Raw genomic sequence first — 15,346 nt, 5'->3', positions numbered from 1 at the left:
AAAACCAAGCGCCCGCATCGGGCAAACACAAGAAGAGGCCACACATGAGCATTCTGGGCACCCAACTCAATCCGCGTTCGGCGGACTTCCTGGCCAATGCCGCGGCCATGCGCGCCGTGGTCGAGGACCTGCAGGCCCAGGTGGCCAAGGTCGCCGAGGGCGGCGGCGAGGCCGCGCGCGCCAAGCACGTGGCGCGCGGCAAGCTGCTGCCGCGCGACCGCGTGGCCATGCTGCTGGACCCGGGCACGCCCTTCCTGGAGATCGCCCCGCTGGCTGCGCTCAACATGTACCGCAACGATGCACCCGGCGCGGGCCTGATCGCCGGCATCGGGCGCGTCAGCGGCGTGGACTGCATGATCGTGTGCAACGACGCCACGGTGAAGGGCGGCACCTACTACCCGATGACGGTGAAGAAGCACCTGCGCGCCCAGGAGATCGCCGCGCAGAACCGCCTGCCCTGCATCTACCTGGTGGACTCGGGCGGCGCCAACCTGCCCAACCAGGACGATGTGTTCCCCGACCGCGAGCACTTCGGCCGCATCTTCTTCAACCAGGCCAACATGAGCGCCGAGGGCATTGCCCAGATCGCCGTGGTCATGGGCTCGTGCACGGCCGGCGGCGCCTATGTGCCGGCCATGAGCGACGAGTCCATCATCGTCAAGAACCAGGGCACCATCTTCCTGGGCGGCCCGCCGCTGGTGAAGGCCGCCACGGGCGAGGTGGTCAGCGCCGAGGACCTGGGCGGCGGCGACGTGCACACGCGCCTGTCGGGCGTGGCCGACCACCTGGCCCACAACGACACCCACGCGCTGGCGCTGGCGCGCCAGGCCGTGGCCAACCTCAACCATGCCAAGCAGCCTTCGGCTGGCGACCTGCCGCCCGAGGCGCCGCTGTTCGACGGCGGCGAGCTGTACGGCGTGATCCCCGTGGACACGCGCAAGCCCTTCGACGTGCGCGAGATCATCGCCCGCGTGGTGGACGGCAGCCGCTTCGACGAGTTCAAGGCGCGCTTCGGCGCCACCCTGGTCTGCGGCTTTGCGCGCATCGAGGGCATGCAGGTGGGCATCATCGCCAACAACGGCATCCTGTTCAGCGAATCGGCGGTCAAGGGCGCGCACTTCATCGAGCTGTGCTGCCAGCGCAAGATCCCGCTGGTCTTCCTGCAGAACATCACGGGCTTCATGGTGGGCCGCAAGTACGAGAACGAAGGCATTGCCCGCCACGGCGCCAAGCTGGTCACGGCCGTGGCCACGGCGGCCGTGCCGAAGTTCACCATCATCATCGGCGGCTCCTTCGGCGCGGGCAACTACGGCATGTGCGGCCGCGCCTACTCACCGCGCTTCCTGTGGATGTGGCCCAACGCGCGCATCTCGGTCATGGGCGGCGAGCAGGCGGCCAGCGTGCTGGCCACCGTCAAGCGCGACGGCATCGAGGCCAAGGGCGGCCAGTGGACGGCCGAGGAGGAAGAGGCCTTCAAGGCCCCCATCCGCCAGCAGTACGAGGATCAGGGCCACCCCTATTACGCGACGGCGCGCCTGTGGGACGATGGCGTCATCGACCCCGCCGACACGCGCCGCGTGCTGGCGCTGGGCCTGGCGGCCACGCGCAACGCGCCCATAGCGGACACGCGCTTCGGCGTGTTCCGCATGTGACGGCGGCTTCCCTTTCCTTGCAGCGAGGTACTTCATGAAAACCACCGCACTGACCCTCGAATTCCAGGGCCCCCTGGCCACCATCACGCTGACCCAGCCCGAAGTGCGCAATGCCTTTAGCGACGAGGTCATTGCCGACATCACCCACGCCTTCCACGCCGTGGGCAAGCGCAGCGACGTGCGCGCCGTGGTGCTGGCCGCCGAGGGGCCGGCCTTTTGCGCGGGCGCCAACCTCAACTGGATGCGCCGCATGGCCGACTACTCGCGCGACGAGAACCGCGAGGACGCCGGCCTGCTGGCCGAAATGCTGCGCGTGATCTACGAATGCCCGCAGCCCACCATCGCGCGCGTGCAGGGCGATGTCTATGCGGGCGGCATGGGCCTGGTCGCGGCCTGCGACATGGCCGTGGCCGCCGAGGGCGCGGGCTTTTGCCTGTCCGAAGTGAAGATCGGCCTCATCCCCGCCACCATCAGCCCCTACGTGATCCGCGCCATGGGCGCGCGCGCCGCCCACCGCTACTTCCTGACCGGTGAGCGCTTCGACGCGGCCGAGGCGCTGCGCATCGGCTTCGTGCACCGCGTGGTGGCGGCAGACGAGCTGGACAACGCCGTGGACGGCCTGCTCAAGCACCTGGTCAGCGCCGGTCCCGCCGCCGCCCGCGCCTGCAAGCGCCTGGTGATCGAGGTGGCCGAGCGCGAGATCAACGAGCAGCTGATCGCCGCCACCGTCGAAGGCATCGCCGACATCCGGGCCAGCGCCGAGGGCAAGGAGGGCGTGCAGGCCTTCCTCCAAAAGCGCAAGCCGGCCTGGCTGGCCTGACACGCGCAGGCTGCCCATTCATCGCGCCACCACCGAGCAACGCCGAGCCAACGCCGAGCCAACACCATGAGCACCCTGACCGACTCCCTCGTCCAGTGGCTGCAGTCCGTGGGCCTGTACCCGGGCCCGGCCGTGCACCACACGGTCAGCGAGGCGGCTGGCGAAGTGGCCGAGCGCGTGGGCCAGGCCACCAGCGGCATGGACATGGCCGGCCTGCTGGCGCTGGCCGCCGCACTGGGCTGGGCCAGCGGTTTCCGGCTCTACGCCGTGGTGTTCGTGACCGGGCTGCTGGGGGCGCTGGGCTGGGTGGTGCTGCCGGGCGGGCTGCATGTGCTGGAGCATCCGGCCCTGCTGTTCGCCAGCGGAGCGCTGCTGTTCGTGGAGTTCTTCGCCGACAAGATCCCCGGGGTGGACTCGGTCTGGGACCTGCTGCAAAGCGTGATCCGCATCCCGGCGGGCGCGGCGCTGGCGGCCGGCGTCTTCGGCGCCGACAGCGCGACCATGGCCACCATGGCGGCCCTGATGGGCGGCTCGCTGGCCCTGTCCAGCCAGGTGGCCAAAAGCACGACGCGCGCGGCCATCAACACCTCGCCCGAGCCGTTTTCCAACGTGGGCGCCAGCCTGGTGGAGGACGGCGCCTCGGTGGGCGCGATCTGGCTGGCGCTCACGCACCCGCTGGCCTTTGCCGCCGTGCTGCTGGTCGTGGTCATCGCGCTGTGGCTGCTGACCTGGGCGCTGTGGCGCTTTCTCAAGGCCGTGGTGCAGCGCCTGCGCGCGCTGTTCGGCGGGTCTCCCGCGATGAATCAAAAACCATAGCCGCCGGTCGCCGAATGACCGGGGCTGCAGAGAAAACACTGGAGATAACGCATGTTCAAGAAGATCCTGATCGCCAACCGCGGTGAAATCGCCTGCCGCGTCGCGGCTTCCGCCCGCCGCATGGGCGTGCGCACCGTGGCCGTGTACTCGGACGCCGATGCCCGCGCCAAGCATGTGCAGGCCTGCGACGAGGCCGTGCACATCGGCGGCAGCGCCCCCAAGGACAGCTATCTGCGCTGGGAACGCATCCTGGAGGCCGCCAAGGCCACGGGCGCCCAGGCCATCCACCCCGGCTACGGCTTTCTCAGCGAGAACGAGGAATTCGCCCAGGCCTGCGCCGATGCCGGCCTGGTCTTCATCGGCCCGCCGCCCTCGGCCATCCGCGCCATGGGTCTGAAGGCGGCCTCCAAGCAGCTCATGGAAAAGGCCGGCGTGCCCCTGGTGCCCGGCTACCACGGGGCCGACCAGGACCCGCAGCTGCTGCAGCGCGAGGCCGACCGCATCGGCTACCCGGTGCTGATCAAGGCCAGCGCCGGCGGGGGCGGCAAGGGCATGCGCCTGGTCGAGCGCAGCGAGGACTTTGCCGCCGCCCTGGCCAGTTGCCAGCGCGAGGCCATCAACAGCTTCGGCGACGACGCCGTGCTGGTCGAGAAATACGTGCTGCGCCCGCGCCACATCGAAATCCAGGTCTTTGGCGACACCCAGGGCAACTGCGTCTACCTGTTCGAGCGCGACTGCTCGGTGCAGCGCCGCCACCAGAAAGTGCTGGAGGAGTCCCCCGCGCCCGGCATGACGCCCGCGCTGCGCCAGAAGATGGGCGAGGCCGCCGTGGCCGCCGCCCAGGCCGTGAACTACGTGGGCGCGGGCACGGTGGAATTCATCGTCGAGCAGCCCGGCGGCTACGACCAGCCCGAGGCCATGAAGTTCTACTTCATGGAAATGAACACCCGCCTGCAGGTCGAGCACCCGGTGACCGAGGCCATCACGGGCGAGGACCTGGTGGACTGGCAGCTGCGCGTGGCCAGCGGCCTGCCCCTGCCCAAGCGCCAGGACGAGCTGCGCATCACCGGCCATGCCATCGAGGCGCGCATCTGCGCAGAAAACCCCGACAACGGCTTTCTGCCCGCCACCGGCACCCTGCATGTCTACCGCAAGCCCGACTGCGCCAGCTTCCATGTCGGCGACGTGCGCGTGGACGACGGCGTGCGCGAGGGCGATGCCATCAGCCCCTTCTACGACTCCATGATCGCCAAGCTCATCGTGCATGGCGACACGCGCGAACAGGCGCTGGCGCGGCTCGATGCCGCCCTGGCCGAGACACGCATCGTGGGCCTGGCCACCAATGTGCAGTTCCTGCGCCAGGTCATCGCCAGCGATGCCTTTGCAACCGCCAAGCTGGACACGGCGCTGATCGAGCGCGAGAAGCAGCATCTGTTCCACCAGCAGCGCCTGCCGCAGGCCCAGGCCGTGGCCGCCGCCGTGGCCCAGGTACTGCAGGCCGAGCGCGCGCAGGAAACCGCCGACCCCTTCAGCCGCCGCGACGGCTGGCGCTCGCACGGCGTGGCCGAGCGGCGCTGGGACTTCCGCCAGGGCGAGGCCGCCGTGCCCGCGCGCCTGCGCTACCTGCATGACGGCGCGCTGCAGCTGGCCGTGGGCGAGGGCGAGTCCCTCGCCGAGGGCCTGCTGTCCTGGCAACAGGCCGGGGACGGCGCCTTCGACGTGCAATTCGCGGGCCAGCGCCTGCGCGCCCAGGTCCATGTGCTGGGCGAGCAATGCCATGTGTTCGCTCCCCAGGGCGCGGCCGTGCTGGGCCTGGCCGATCCGCTGGCCCATGCGGGCGATGTGCATTCGGAAGGCGGCCGCCTGACGGCGCCCATGCCGGGCAAGGTGGTCTCCTTTGCCGTCAAGGCCGGCGACAAGGTCAGCAAGGGCCAGCCGCTGGCCGTGATGGAGGCCATGAAGATGGAGCACACCATCGCCGCGCCCGGCGACGGCGTGGTGGCCGAGCTGCTGTATGCGCCCGGCGACCAGGTGACCGAAGGCTCCGAGCTGCTGCGCCTGGAAAGCTGAGCCCGCAGACAAGACAGTTTTGCGCAAAAGTCGCGCGTGGGCGTCGCCAGGCCGTTAGGCTTGGCCACCTATGCGAGTGACTTTCTGCTGCGAAGACACCAGGCCCGACGCCTGGCTGCAAGGACTGCGCGCGGCCCTGCCGGGCGCCGAGGTGGACATCTGGTCGCCGGGCGCGCCGCAGGCCGACTACGCTCTGGTCTGGGCGCCACCCCAGCGCTTCATCGACGAGCAGCCGGGCCTCAAGGCCCTGTTCAACATCGGCGCCGGTGTCGATGCGCTGCTGCCGCTGCGCCTGCCGGCCGACCTTCCCGTCTACCGCCTGGAGGACGCCGGCATGGCCGTGCAGATGGCCGAATATGTCTGCCAGGCCGTGATCCGCTTCTTCCGCGGCCTGGACGGCTATGAGGCCGACATGGCCGCCGGCCTGTGGCAGCACCGGCCCAATCCCCGGCGTGCCGACTTCCCCGTGGGCGTCATGGGGCTGGGCCGCATGGGCGAGCGCGTGGCGCGCGCGCTGGCGGTGTTCGATTTCCCCGTCAACGGATGGAGCCGTACGCCGCATGCCATCGACGGCGTGCGGGGCTTCTGCGGCCCGCAGGACTTCGACGCCTTTCTGCGCGCTACCCGCATCCTCGTCAACCTGCTGCCGCTGACGCCCGAGACCGACAGCATCATCGACGCGCGCAGCCTGGCCCTGCTGCAGCCGGGCGCCTATGTGATCAACGTGGGACGCGGCGGCCATGTGGCGGACGAGGACCTCGTCGCCGCCATCGACGGGGGCCATGTGTCCGGCGCGTTGCTCGATGTGTTCCGCACCGAGCCGCTGCCCGACGGCCATGCCTTCTGGCGGCATCCGCGCATCACGCTCACGCCCCACACTTCGGCGCGCACCCTGGCGCGCGACAGCGTGGAGCAGATCGTGGGCAAGGTCGCGGCGCTGAGCCGGGGCGAGGCCGTGAGCGGCCGCGTGGACCTGCAGCGCGGCTACTGACGGGCGCGCTCAGTCCAGCGTCACGCCGGTGCTGCGCACCAGCGCGCCCAGGCGCTGGGAATCGCTCCTGATCAAGGCGCCGAATTCGGCCGCCGTGCCGCCCACGGCCGGCGTGCCGATGGCCTCCCAGCGCGTGCGGAAGGCCGGGTCCTTGAAGACGGCGTTGACCGTGGCATTGAGTTTGTCGATGGCGGCGGGCGGCGTGCCCGCGCGCACGGCAATGCCATGCCAGCCCGTGATCTGGTAGCCGGGCACGCCGGCCTGGGCCATGGTGGGCACGTCGGGCAGCACCTTGCTGCGCTCTGCCGAGGTGACGGCCAGCGGGATCAGGCGCCCGCCCTGGATGTGCTGCAGCGAGCTGCCCACGATGTCGAACATCACGCCCACCTGGCGGCCAGCGCCTGCGGAGTGACCGGCAGGGCTCGGTGGTCGGCCGGCTGCTTGTAGGCGCCGTTGGGGGCCACGGTGATGATCAGTGGGTCGTTCCACTGCGAGGTGGGTGACGTGGGCGACGCGGTTGACGCGGTTGACGTGGGGACCGGCGTGCTCATGGCGTGTCCTGTGCCTGCTCCGGCACCGGCAGCTCGCTGGCCAGCAGGGCCAGGCCCTGGCGCAGCAGCGCGTCGTAGCGTGCACGCTCGGCCAGGCGGCGGTCCTCGGGCCAGTCGAAGAAGCCCTTGCCGGTCTTCATGCCCAGATCGCCGCGCGCCACGCGATCGCGCAGGGCCTGGGCCGGCACATCGGTGTTGGACAGCGTGGGGTACATGGTGGCGGCCGCTGCGCAGTGCACCTCGATGCCTGCATGGTCGCGCTGCAGCACGGGACCGGCTGCCAGGAAGCGGAAGCCGAAGCCGAAGCGCACGGCGGCATCCACATCCTCGGGCGAGGCAATGCCCTCGTCGATGAGGGCGAAGGCCTCGCGCGACAGCGCATGCTGCATGCGGTTGGCCAGAAAGCCGGGCTTGTCCTTCTTCACCAGCACCGGCACGCTGCCGCAGCCGCGCATGAAGCCGTACAGCCACTGGCCCAGGGCCGGGTCGCTGCGCTCTCCCAGCACCACCTCCACCAGCGGCACCAAGTGGGCGGGCATGAAAAAGTGCAGGCCCAGCATGCGCTGCGCCGTGGGTAGGCCGCTGGCGATGGCGCTGATGGGAAAGCCCGAGCTGTTGCTGGCCAGCACGGCGTCGGCCGGCGCATGCGCCTCCAGTTCGGCGAACAGCGCCTGCTTGGCGTCCAGCCGCTCGGTGATGCATTCCACCACCAGGGCCACGCCGTCCCAGGCCACATCCTCCAGCGCCGCGCAGACCGAGACCTGGGACGCGCACCGGGCAAAGCCGGCCGTGGCCAGCTCGATGGCAATGTGCTGCAGCAGCAGCTCGCGCCGTGCCGCGCCGGGGTCGACCACGGTCACCAGGGCGCCGCCCCGGGCCAGGACCACGGCCACATCGGCACCCATGGTGCCTCCCCCGACGACCACCGTGCGCGCGTGGCGCGGCGAACTGCTGTGCATGCTGTCTCCTGCTGATTTCATGGATTTGAGGCGCAGTCTAGGTAGCCGTCATTGAACGGTAAAGACGCATTTTTCGATAAACTGATCGGCCATGAAGATCAATTGGTCGGCCCGCGAGGTCGATGTCTTTCTGGCGCTGGCCGATTCGCTGAGCTTTCGGCGCACGGCGCTGCAGATGCACCTGTCGCAGTCGGCCGTCTCGGGCACGCTGGCGCGGCTGGAAGAGATGCTGGGCGCGCGCCTGTTCGAGCGCACCACGCGCGCCGTGGAACTGACCCAGGCCGGCGAGGTCTTCGCCGAGCAGGCGCGCATCCTGCGCCACCAGATGGACGAGACCGTGCGCCGCGTGCAGGAGGTGGCCCAGGTGCAGGTGGGGCGGCTGGCGCTGGCGGCCCTGCCTTCGCTGGCCGCGGGCCTGCTGCCCCGCGTGCTGGCGCGCTTCGCGGCCGAGCATCCGGGCGTGCACCTGGAGCTGTTCGACAGCCTGGCCGGGCCGGCCTTCGACATGGTGCGCGCGGGCCGCGTGGACTTTGCGCTCACGGCGGCCAACCCCGCCTATGCCGACCTGGACTACCTGCCGCTGGCCTCCGACCGCTTCGTGCTGCTGCTGGGCCGCGGCCATGCGCTGGCGCGCGGGCGCGGCGATCTGGGCTGGGCCGACGTGGCCCATCTGCCCCACATCTCCATGCCGGCCGGCACCAGCGTGCGGCAGTACGCCGACGAGGCCCTGCTGACCCACGGCATACGCTTTGCGCCCCAGTACGCCGTGGAGCACCTGGCCACCATCGCGGCCATGGTGGCTGCCGATCTGGGCGTGAGCGCGCTGCCGCTGCTGGCCGCGCAGGTGGTGCAGCGGCCGGAGGTGGTGGCGCGCCCGCTGGCACGGCCGGTGCTGCGCCGCCCCATCGGCCTGGTGCGCCTGAGCGGCCGCCGCCTGTCGCCGGCTGCCGCGCGCATGGTGGAGATGCTGCGCGAGGAAATGGCGGCCCTGCCGGGCTGAACGGGGCGCTGGCAGCCGTTGTGCATGGCCCGGCAGGATATGGGGTGGTGCCCGGACCTGCAAGACTGGACAATAGGGGCCGTACCCGTCATCCCGGTGAGAACACCCCATGAGCATTCCTTCCCGCGTCAAACTCGTCGATGTAGGCCCCCGCGACGGCCTGCAGAATGAAAAACAGCCCGTGCCCGCCGCCGTCAAGATCGAGCTGGTGCACCGCCTGCAGGAAGCCGGCCTCAAGGAAATCGAGGTCACCAGCTACGTCAGCCCCAAATGGGTGCCGCAGATGGCCGACAACGCCGAAGTCATGGCCGGCATCGTCCGCCGCCCCGGCGTGCGCTACAGCGTGCTCACGCCCAACATGAAGGGCCTGGAGGCCGCGCTGTCGGCGCCGCGCGAACTGTGGCCCGACGAGATCGTGGTCTTCGGCGCAGCCAGCGAGGCCTTCAGCCAGAAGAACATCAACTGCTCCATTGCCGAAAGCATCGACCGCTTCGCCCCCGTGGCCGAGGCCGCACGCGCCCAGGGCATCTACGTGCGCGGCGCCATGAGCTGCACCGTGGGCTGCCCCTACGAAGGCGAGATCGCCCCCGAGCGCGTGGCCTACCTGGCCGGCCTCATGAAGGGCATCGGCGTGCAGCATGTGGGCGTGGCCGACACCATCGGCGTGGGCACGCCCGTCAAGGTGCGCAAGGCCATCGAGGCCACGCTGCAGCACTTCGCCATCGACGATGTCTCGGGGCACTTCCACGACACCTACGGCCAGGCCGTGTCCAACACGCTGGCCGCGCTGTCGCTGGGCGTGTGGCAGTTCGACACCTCGGTGGCGGGCCTGGGCGGCTGCCCCTACGCCAAGGGCGCCACGGGCAATGTGGCCACCGAGGATGTGGTCTACATGCTGCAGGGCATGGGCATAGAGACCGGTATCGACCTGGACAAGCTGATTGACGCCGGCCAGTTCATCAGCGACCACCTGGGCCGCCCCACGCAGTCGCGCGTGGCCAAGGCTCTTTTGACGAAACGCGCCAGCGCGGCGGCATGCGAGGCGGTGTGAGCATGTGCGGATCTGAACTCCACCATCTTCCCGAAGGCGTGCAGCGCGTGGCGGCCTTCCTGCAGCAGGCCGGCCACGGCGAGGGCCCGCGCATGCTGGACGGCGCGGCGCGCACGGCCCAGGAAGCGGCCGACCAGCTGGGCATCCTCGTGGGCCAGGTGGCCAAGAGCATCATCTTCCGCCGCCGCAGCGACGGCGTGGCCGTGCTGGTCGTGGCCTCGGGCGACCGCCGCGTGGACGAGAAGAAGGTCGCCGCCCTGGTCGGCCCCGTGGGCCGTGCCGACGCCGATTTCGTCAAGGCGCAGACGGGTTTTTCCATCGGCGGCGTCAGCCCCGTGGCCCATGCCAACACGCCCGTGACCCTGGTGGACCGGGAACTGCAGCGCTTCGACACCGTCTGGGCGGCCGCCGGCCATCCGCATGCGGTGTTCGCGGCCACGCCGGCCGCGCTGCAGGCCCTGGCCGGTGCGCCCTGGGCCGACGTGGTGCAGGAGGTGGCGGCATGATGGGCCCCAAGGAAATGCTGGCCCACAAGGCCGGCGCAGCCTTCGCTGCGCGCGCTGACGACGAGCCCGTGCCATCGCCCTGCATCTCGGTCTGCCGCATGACGCCGGACCGCAGCCATTGCGAAGGGTGCTTTCGCACCATCGACGAGATCCGTGCCTGGTCCAAGTCCGATGCGTCCCAGCGCCTGGTCATCTGGAATGCGCTGCTCGAGCGTGCGGGCATCACGGTCGCCGTCCCCTAGACCCCCTGGACTGCACTGCAGGAGCCTGCCGCCATGAAGCAGATCACCTTCCATCTCGACTTCGTCTCGCCCTATGCCTGGCTGGCCTTCGAGCAACTGCCTCAGGCCCTGCAGGGCATCAGCCACCACATGCAGTACCGCCCCGTGCTGCTGGGCGCGCTGCTGCAGCGCCATGCCAACCCGGGGCCGGCCGGCATCGCGGGCAAGCGCGAGTGGACCTACCGCCATGTGAGCTGGCTGGGCCATGCCATGGGCGTGGGGCTGGACATGCCGGCCCGCCATCCGTTCAACCCGCTGCCGCTGCTGCGCCTGGCGCTGGAATGCAGCGACGACGGCACGGTCAACCGCTTTGTCGCGGGCACGGTGCTGCGCCATGTCTGGCTGGGCGGCGCCGACGCGCTGGACCCTGCGCGGCTCGACGCCCTGCGCGCCACGCTGGCGCCACAGCTGCGCACGGATGCGGCGGACAACGCCAAGCGCCTGCTGCGCGAGAACACCGACGCCGCGGCCGCGCAAGGCCTGTTCGGCGTGCCGGCCTGGGAAGTCGACGGCCGCCTCTTCTGGGGCCTGGACAGCCTGCCCATGCTGCGCGCCTACCTGGAAGGCGACAGCTGGTTCGACAGCGGCTGGGACGCGGCTGCAAGCGTGGAGCAAGGCCTGAAGGTTTGAATGGCGGGGCTGGAACAACGGCCCCGCCCCATGCCCAACGCCTTCAACTTCGCCGCCTCGCCCTTCGACTGCCTCACGCCCGACGAACAGGCGCTGGTGCGCGATGGCGTGGACATCGCCTACTTCCCCGAAGGCGCCGTGGTGCTGGACGCCGGCTCGGCGCCCACCCACCTCTTCGTCATCATCAAGGGCCATGTGGTGCAGACCGAGGGCGACGAGGTCCTGGCCAGCTACGGCCCCGACGACAGCTTCGACGGCCGCGCCCTGGTGGCCGGCCGCACGGGCAGCCGCTTCACCGTGGCCGAGGAGCTCATCGCCTACCAGCTTGCGCGCGAAACCGTGGGCGAGCTGATCGCGCGCAACACGGCCTTTGGCGCCCTGCTGTTCTCCGACCTGGGTCACAAGCTGGGCACATTGGCCCAGCGCGCCGACCGGCACGAATTGCAGTCGCTGACGCTGGCGCGCGTGGACCAGGCCTATCTGCGCGCCGCCCATGTGGTGGATGCGGCCACCGACATCGTCTCCGTGGTGCGCCTGTTCCATGCCGAGCGCACGACCAGCGTGCTGGTCTCGGGACTGCCGCAGGGCGGCCTGGGCATCTTCACGGGCACCACGCTGCAGCGCGCCATCCTCGACGGCCGCCCGCTGGAGCGGCTGGCCGTGGGCGAGTTCGCCAGCCAGCCTGTGTTCACCGTGCGCGCCGACGACCAGCTGGGCGATGCCCTGGTCGTGCTGCTGCGTGCGCGCGTGCACCGGCTGGCGGTGCTCGATGCACAGGGCCAGGTGCTGGGCATCCTGGAGGCGCTGGACCTGTTCAGCTTCCTGGCCAACCACTCCCACCTCATCACGGTGCAGATCGAGCAGGCTGCCGACCTGCAGGCGCTGGAGCAGGCGGCCGCCCAGATCACGCGCCTGGTGGCCGCCCTGCACCGGGGCGGCACGCGCATTGCCCTCATGGCGCGCCTGGTGCAGCAGCTCAATGCCCGTTTGTTCGAGCGTGCCTGGCAGATGCTGGCGCCGCCGGACTTGGTGGCCCACAGCTGCCTCTTCGTCATGGGCAGCGAGGGGCGCGGCGAGCAATTGCTCAAGACCGACCAGGACAACGGCCTGCTGCTGCGCGACGGCTATGCGCCGCCCCAGGACCTCGATGCCATCTGCGCGCGCTTTTCCGCGCAGCTGCAGCGCTTCGGCTACCCCGAATGCCCGGGCGGCATCATGCTCAGCAATCCGCTGTGGCGCGGCACGGTGGCCGACTTTGGCCGTCGTGTGCGCGAATGGCTGATCCTGCCCAGCCCGCAAGGGCTGATGCACCTGGCCATCTTTCTGGATGCCCACGCCGTGGCAGGCGATGCAGCCTTGCTCGCGCAGGTTCGGCGGGACCTGATGGCGCTGGCCCTGGACAGCGACGCCCAGGTGGCGCGCTTTGCCTCGGCCGTCGACGCCTTCGCGCACGAGCCGGGCAGCTGGTGGGAGCGGCTGCTGGGCCGTGGTGACGAGGGGGCGCCCGTGCACCTCAAGAAGGCCGGCATCTTTCCCATCGTCCACGGCGTGCGCAGCCTGGCGCTGGCCCACCACATCGCCGCCACGGGAACGGCCGAGCGCCTGGCGGCCCTGGTGGCCGAAGGCGTGCTCGATGAAGTCCAGGGCCGCGAACTGCTTGAAGGACTGCACTTTCTCATGGGCCTGCGCCTGCAGGCGGGCCTGGCCGAGATCGACCTGGGCCGGCCCGTCACCGGCCATGTGGACCCGGCGCGCCTGAGCAGCCTGGAGCGTGATCTGCTCAAGGACACGCTGGCCGTGGTGCGGCGCTTTCGGGAACTGCTGCGCCAGCGCCTGCGGCTGGACGCGGTATGAGCGCGGCACCCCTGTCGAAATGGGTGGCGGGCCTGCGGCGCAACTGGCAGCGGCGCAGGCTGGCGGACCCCGCCTATGACTTCCTTTTCGGTGCGCCGCCGCCCGGCGAATGGGTGGCGCTGGACTGCGAGACCACGGGCCTGGACGTGCGCTGCGACGAGATCGTCTCCATCGGCGCCGTGCGCATCGTGGGAGAGCGCATCCTGTCCAGCGAGCGCCTGGAGCTGCTGGTGCGCCCCTCGCGCAGCGTGCCCGGCGACAGCGTGCGCATCCACCGCCTGCGCGAGCGCGACCTGGCCCGGGGCCTGGCCATCGAGGACGCGCTCGCGCAGCTGCTGCGCTTCATCGGCAGCCGCCCGCTGGTCGGCTACTACCTGGAATTCGACGTGGCCATGATCGAGCGCGTGCTGCGCCCCTGGCTGGGCACGGGCCTGCCCAACGAGCGCATCGAGGTCTCGGCCCTGTACTACGACCACCGCTTCCGGCAGCTGCTGCCCTGGCAGCAGCAGGCGCCCGAGATCGACCTGCGCTTTGCCACGCTGATGGCCGATCTGGGCCTGCCCCGGCGAGAGGCCCACGACGCGCTCAACGACGCCGTGATGGCAGCGCTGGCCTTCATCAAGCTGCGCAGGCTGGCCGGCGGGACGCCGGCCGCGCTGCATCAGCGCAAGGCGGACGGCGAATAGCCGAAGCGCGCACGGAAGCGCTCCGAAAAGCGCGCACGCGACTGGTAGCCACAGGCCTGGGCGATGTGTTGCAGGCTCCAGCCGGTGGTCTGCACCAGCAGCATGGCGTGGTGCATGCGCGTGTCCACCAGCAGTTCCTCGAAGCGGACGCCCTCGCCGGCCAGGCGCCGGCGCAGCGTGGCCTCGCTCATGGCCAGCGCGCTGCCGGCACTGTGCGCTGTCCAGTGCTGCTGGGGCGCCTGGGCAATGAGGGTGCGCAGGCGCGAGGCCGTGCCGGGCGGGCCCGCGCGGCGCAGGATGTGGCCGCGCTCCGCGAGCGCGGCGAGCAGGTCCATCAGCCGGTAGCGCAGCCGTTCGTCGCTGAGAGTCGGCGACGGCACGCTGGCCAGCACCTGCCGCAGAGCGTCTTGCAGGTCGTCGTCCAGCGGCAGTTGCCGAAAGGCCTGCTCGTCCAGCGGCAGCGCTGCGGGCTGGGCGCGTGTGCGGTGGAACGCCTCCAGCAGCTCGGGCGACAGTGCCAGCAGCACGGAGCGAAAGGGCTGTCCGCCGCTGCCCGGTGTCTTCATCAGATCGGCGCTGGTATGCGCCTGCACCAGCAGCAGGCAAGAGGGCGTGTCCACCGTGGTCTGGTGGCTGCCGTCGTGCAGGTCCAGCCTGCCTGCCGCCACCAGCAGCAGGCAGGCTTCATGGAACAGGAAGCGCGGCGTATGCCGGGCCTGGCGCAGGCTGGGCTGCGCCAGGCTGCACAGGCCGGCCCGCACCACGGGGGCGGCAGAAGGCAGCAGCCAGTGGCTGCCGGGCACCGGGTTGCCGTTCAGGTTCAAGCGGCGCAGACCGCAGGGTTCAGGCTGTACAGGCCGGTGATGCTGGCTTTGCCCAGCACCTGGCCGGCTTGCAGCGCCGCGCGCACATTGGCGCCGGTCAGTTCGCCGGAGACGGCCAGCGTGGGCGTGGCCAGCGCATAGACGGTGAAGACGTAGTGGTGGACGATGCTGTCGTTCCACGGGGGGCAGGGGCCGTCGTAGCCGTAGTAGTCGCCCTTCATCTGCTCGTCGCCCGCGAACCAGCCCGTGTAGTCGTTGATGCCGTGGCGCAGGCCGCCGGGGGCGGCCGGGCCGCTCTTGCCGCGCGGCGTGACGCCGTCGGACTGGGCACCTGCCGCGATCTCGGTGGTGGCGGCCGGAATGTCCAGCAGCAGCCAGTGGAAGAAGTCCACGCGCGGCAGGCTGGCCGGCACTTCGCGGCCTTCCTGGTTCACATCGTCGCCGCGGCTGGGCACGTCGGGATCGTGGCAGACCACGACGAAGGACTGCGTGCCCGCCGGTACGCCGCTCCAGGCAAGGTGCGGATTGCGGTTGGACGACAGCGCCACGTGGGATGCCGCATCGGGCACGGCGAACGCGAATTCGCCGGGGATGGCCTGGCCGTCCTGGAAGCTTTGGCTGGTGAGTTGCATGTCGGATGGATCCTGTGCGTTGA

General features: G+C 70.5%; 16 protein-coding genes and 1 pseudogene. 12 read left to right on the top strand and 5 right to left on the bottom strand.

Annotated elements, in window-relative coordinates:
- Nucleotides 1-44: 44 nt before the first annotated feature.
- The 5 genes from ACF8NF_RS23885 to ACF8NF_RS23865 all read left to right on the top strand — a co-directional run bounded on the left by ACF8NF_RS23885 (nucleotide 45) and on the right by ACF8NF_RS23865 (nucleotide 6,349).
- Complete coding sequence (locus tag ACF8NF_RS23885) at nucleotides 45-1,652, top strand: carboxyl transferase domain-containing protein (protein WP_016450032.1); 1,608 nt, start codon at nucleotides 45-47, stop codon at nucleotides 1,650-1,652.
- Nucleotides 1,653-1,686: 34 nt separating this feature from the next.
- A complete protein-coding gene (locus ACF8NF_RS23880) occupies nucleotides 1,687-2,472 on the top strand; it encodes an enoyl-CoA hydratase/isomerase family protein (protein WP_212644665.1) in 786 nt (261 codons plus the stop codon).
- A gap of 66 nt (nucleotides 2,473-2,538) precedes the next feature.
- Nucleotides 2,539-3,288 (top strand): DUF4126 domain-containing protein, encoded by a 750-nt coding sequence (locus ACF8NF_RS23875; protein WP_034363214.1) that lies wholly within the window; start codon nucleotides 2,539-2,541, stop codon nucleotides 3,286-3,288.
- Between the two features lie 51 nt (nucleotides 3,289-3,339).
- A complete protein-coding gene (locus tag ACF8NF_RS23870) occupies nucleotides 3,340-5,358 on the top strand; it encodes an acetyl/propionyl/methylcrotonyl-CoA carboxylase subunit alpha (RefSeq protein ID WP_016452785.1) in 2,019 nt (672 codons plus the stop codon).
- 70 nt (nucleotides 5,359-5,428) lie between these two features.
- On the top strand, nucleotides 5,429-6,349 hold the full coding sequence (locus ACF8NF_RS23865) for a 2-hydroxyacid dehydrogenase (RefSeq protein WP_392451381.1): 921 nt from the start codon (nucleotides 5,429-5,431) through the stop codon (nucleotides 6,347-6,349).
- 9 nt (nucleotides 6,350-6,358) lie between these two features.
- Here ACF8NF_RS23865 and ACF8NF_RS23860 read toward each other — a convergent pair whose 3' ends face one another.
- The 3 genes and pseudogenes from ACF8NF_RS23860 to ACF8NF_RS23850 all read right to left on the bottom strand — a co-directional run bounded on the left by ACF8NF_RS23860 (nucleotide 6,359) and on the right by ACF8NF_RS23850 (nucleotide 7,859).
- Nucleotides 6,359-6,727 (bottom strand): tripartite tricarboxylate transporter substrate binding protein, encoded by a 369-nt coding sequence (locus ACF8NF_RS23860; RefSeq protein ID WP_082254729.1) that lies wholly within the window; start codon nucleotides 6,725-6,727, stop codon nucleotides 6,359-6,361.
- 11 nt (nucleotides 6,728-6,738) lie between these two features.
- Nucleotides 6,739-6,900 (bottom strand): annotated as a pseudogene (locus ACF8NF_RS23855) (3-keto-5-aminohexanoate cleavage protein); the annotation flags it as partial.
- Nucleotides 6,897-7,859, bottom strand: a complete 963-nt coding sequence (locus tag ACF8NF_RS23850) for a 3-hydroxyacyl-CoA dehydrogenase family protein (protein ID WP_392451379.1) — start codon at nucleotides 7,857-7,859, stop codon at nucleotides 6,897-6,899. The pseudogene ACF8NF_RS23855 and the gene ACF8NF_RS23850, both read right to left, overlap by 4 nt.
- A 91-nt stretch (nucleotides 7,860-7,950) precedes the next feature.
- Here ACF8NF_RS23850 and ACF8NF_RS23845 point away from each other — a divergent pair, with 91 nt between their 5' ends.
- The 7 genes from ACF8NF_RS23845 (at nucleotide 7,951) to ACF8NF_RS23815 (ending at nucleotide 13,867) form a co-directional block, all read left to right on the top strand.
- A complete protein-coding gene (locus ACF8NF_RS23845) occupies nucleotides 7,951-8,859 on the top strand; it encodes a LysR family transcriptional regulator (protein WP_012207762.1) in 909 nt (302 codons plus the stop codon).
- Between the two features lie 109 nt (nucleotides 8,860-8,968).
- On the top strand, nucleotides 8,969-9,910 hold the full coding sequence (locus ACF8NF_RS23840) for a hydroxymethylglutaryl-CoA lyase (RefSeq protein WP_034363222.1): 942 nt from the start codon (nucleotides 8,969-8,971) through the stop codon (nucleotides 9,908-9,910).
- Between the two features lie 2 nt (nucleotides 9,911-9,912).
- Nucleotides 9,913-10,416, top strand: a complete 504-nt coding sequence (locus tag ACF8NF_RS23835) for a YbaK/EbsC family protein (protein ID WP_016452780.1) — start codon at nucleotides 9,913-9,915, stop codon at nucleotides 10,414-10,416.
- Nucleotides 10,413-10,658: a DUF1289 domain-containing protein gene (locus ACF8NF_RS23830; protein WP_016450040.1), complete on the top strand. Its 246-nt coding sequence runs from the start codon at nucleotides 10,413-10,415 to the stop codon at nucleotides 10,656-10,658. The genes ACF8NF_RS23835 and ACF8NF_RS23830 overlap by 4 nt, the downstream gene beginning before the upstream one ends.
- A gap of 33 nt (nucleotides 10,659-10,691) precedes the next feature.
- Nucleotides 10,692-11,327, top strand: coding sequence for a DsbA family protein (locus tag ACF8NF_RS23825; protein WP_017404205.1), 636 nt, complete (start codon nucleotides 10,692-10,694; stop codon nucleotides 11,325-11,327).
- Nucleotides 11,328-13,181, top strand: coding sequence for a putative nucleotidyltransferase substrate binding domain-containing protein (locus ACF8NF_RS23820; protein WP_016450042.1), 1,854 nt, complete (start codon nucleotides 11,328-11,330; stop codon nucleotides 13,179-13,181).
- Complete coding sequence (locus tag ACF8NF_RS23815; protein WP_338499606.1) at nucleotides 13,178-13,867, top strand: 3'-5' exonuclease; 690 nt, start codon at nucleotides 13,178-13,180, stop codon at nucleotides 13,865-13,867. Before ACF8NF_RS23820 ends, ACF8NF_RS23815 begins: the two co-directional genes overlap by 4 nt.
- Here the strand turns inward: ACF8NF_RS23815 and ACF8NF_RS23810 are convergent.
- Both ACF8NF_RS23810 and ACF8NF_RS23805 read right to left on the bottom strand, forming a co-directional pair.
- A complete protein-coding gene (locus tag ACF8NF_RS23810; protein ID WP_392451378.1) occupies nucleotides 13,843-14,691 on the bottom strand; it encodes a helix-turn-helix transcriptional regulator in 849 nt (282 codons plus the stop codon). The genes ACF8NF_RS23815 and ACF8NF_RS23810 overlap by 25 nt on opposite strands.
- Nucleotides 14,688-15,323, bottom strand: coding sequence for a YbhB/YbcL family Raf kinase inhibitor-like protein (locus ACF8NF_RS23805; protein WP_392451377.1), 636 nt, complete (start codon nucleotides 15,321-15,323; stop codon nucleotides 14,688-14,690). Before ACF8NF_RS23805 ends, ACF8NF_RS23810 begins: the two co-directional genes overlap by 4 nt.
- Between the last annotated feature and the right edge of the window lie 23 nt (nucleotides 15,324-15,346).

The organism is Delftia sp. WSY_22, assembly GCF_043104185.1.
Classification (GTDB): Bacteria; Pseudomonadota; Gammaproteobacteria; order Burkholderiales; family Burkholderiaceae_C; genus Comamonas; species Comamonas tsuruhatensis.
This window is presented reverse-complemented; position numbering and strand designations above follow the sequence as displayed.

What these genes read in the sequence shown, in the direction of transcription:
- ACF8NF_RS23815 (WP_338499606.1), top strand. Translation starts at nt 13,178, where the DNA reads ATGAGCGCGGCACCCCTGTCGAAATGGGTGGCGGGCCTGCGGCGCAAC.
- ACF8NF_RS23885 (WP_016450032.1), top strand. Translation starts at nt 45, where the DNA reads ATGAGCATTCTGGGCACCCAACTCAATCCGCGTTCGGCGGACTTCCTG.
- ACF8NF_RS23820 (WP_016450042.1), top strand. Translation starts at nt 11,328, where the DNA reads ATGGCGGGGCTGGAACAACGGCCCCGCCCCATGCCCAACGCCTTCAAC.
- ACF8NF_RS23825 (WP_017404205.1), top strand. Translation starts at nt 10,692, where the DNA reads ATGAAGCAGATCACCTTCCATCTCGACTTCGTCTCGCCCTATGCCTGG.
- ACF8NF_RS23835 (WP_016452780.1), top strand. Translation starts at nt 9,913, where the DNA reads ATGTGCGGATCTGAACTCCACCATCTTCCCGAAGGCGTGCAGCGCGTG.
- ACF8NF_RS23880 (WP_212644665.1), top strand. Translation starts at nt 1,687, where the DNA reads ATGAAAACCACCGCACTGACCCTCGAATTCCAGGGCCCCCTGGCCACC.
- ACF8NF_RS23805 (WP_392451377.1), bottom strand. Translation starts at nt 15,323, where the DNA reads ATGCAACTCACCAGCCAAAGCTTCCAGGACGGCCAGGCCATCCCCGGC.
- ACF8NF_RS23875 (WP_034363214.1), top strand. Translation starts at nt 2,539, where the DNA reads ATGAGCACCCTGACCGACTCCCTCGTCCAGTGGCTGCAGTCCGTGGGC.
- ACF8NF_RS23865 (WP_392451381.1), top strand. Translation starts at nt 5,429, where the DNA reads ATGCGAGTGACTTTCTGCTGCGAAGACACCAGGCCCGACGCCTGGCTG.
- ACF8NF_RS23850 (WP_392451379.1), bottom strand. Translation starts at nt 7,859, where the DNA reads ATGCACAGCAGTTCGCCGCGCCACGCGCGCACGGTGGTCGTCGGGGGA.
- ACF8NF_RS23830 (WP_016450040.1), top strand. Translation starts at nt 10,413, where the DNA reads ATGATGGGCCCCAAGGAAATGCTGGCCCACAAGGCCGGCGCAGCCTTC.
- ACF8NF_RS23845 (WP_012207762.1), top strand. Translation starts at nt 7,951, where the DNA reads ATGAAGATCAATTGGTCGGCCCGCGAGGTCGATGTCTTTCTGGCGCTG.
- ACF8NF_RS23840 (WP_034363222.1), top strand. Translation starts at nt 8,969, where the DNA reads ATGAGCATTCCTTCCCGCGTCAAACTCGTCGATGTAGGCCCCCGCGAC.
- ACF8NF_RS23870 (WP_016452785.1), top strand. Translation starts at nt 3,340, where the DNA reads ATGTTCAAGAAGATCCTGATCGCCAACCGCGGTGAAATCGCCTGCCGC.
- ACF8NF_RS23860 (WP_082254729.1), bottom strand. Translation starts at nt 6,727, where the DNA reads ATGTTCGACATCGTGGGCAGCTCGCTGCAGCACATCCAGGGCGGGCGC.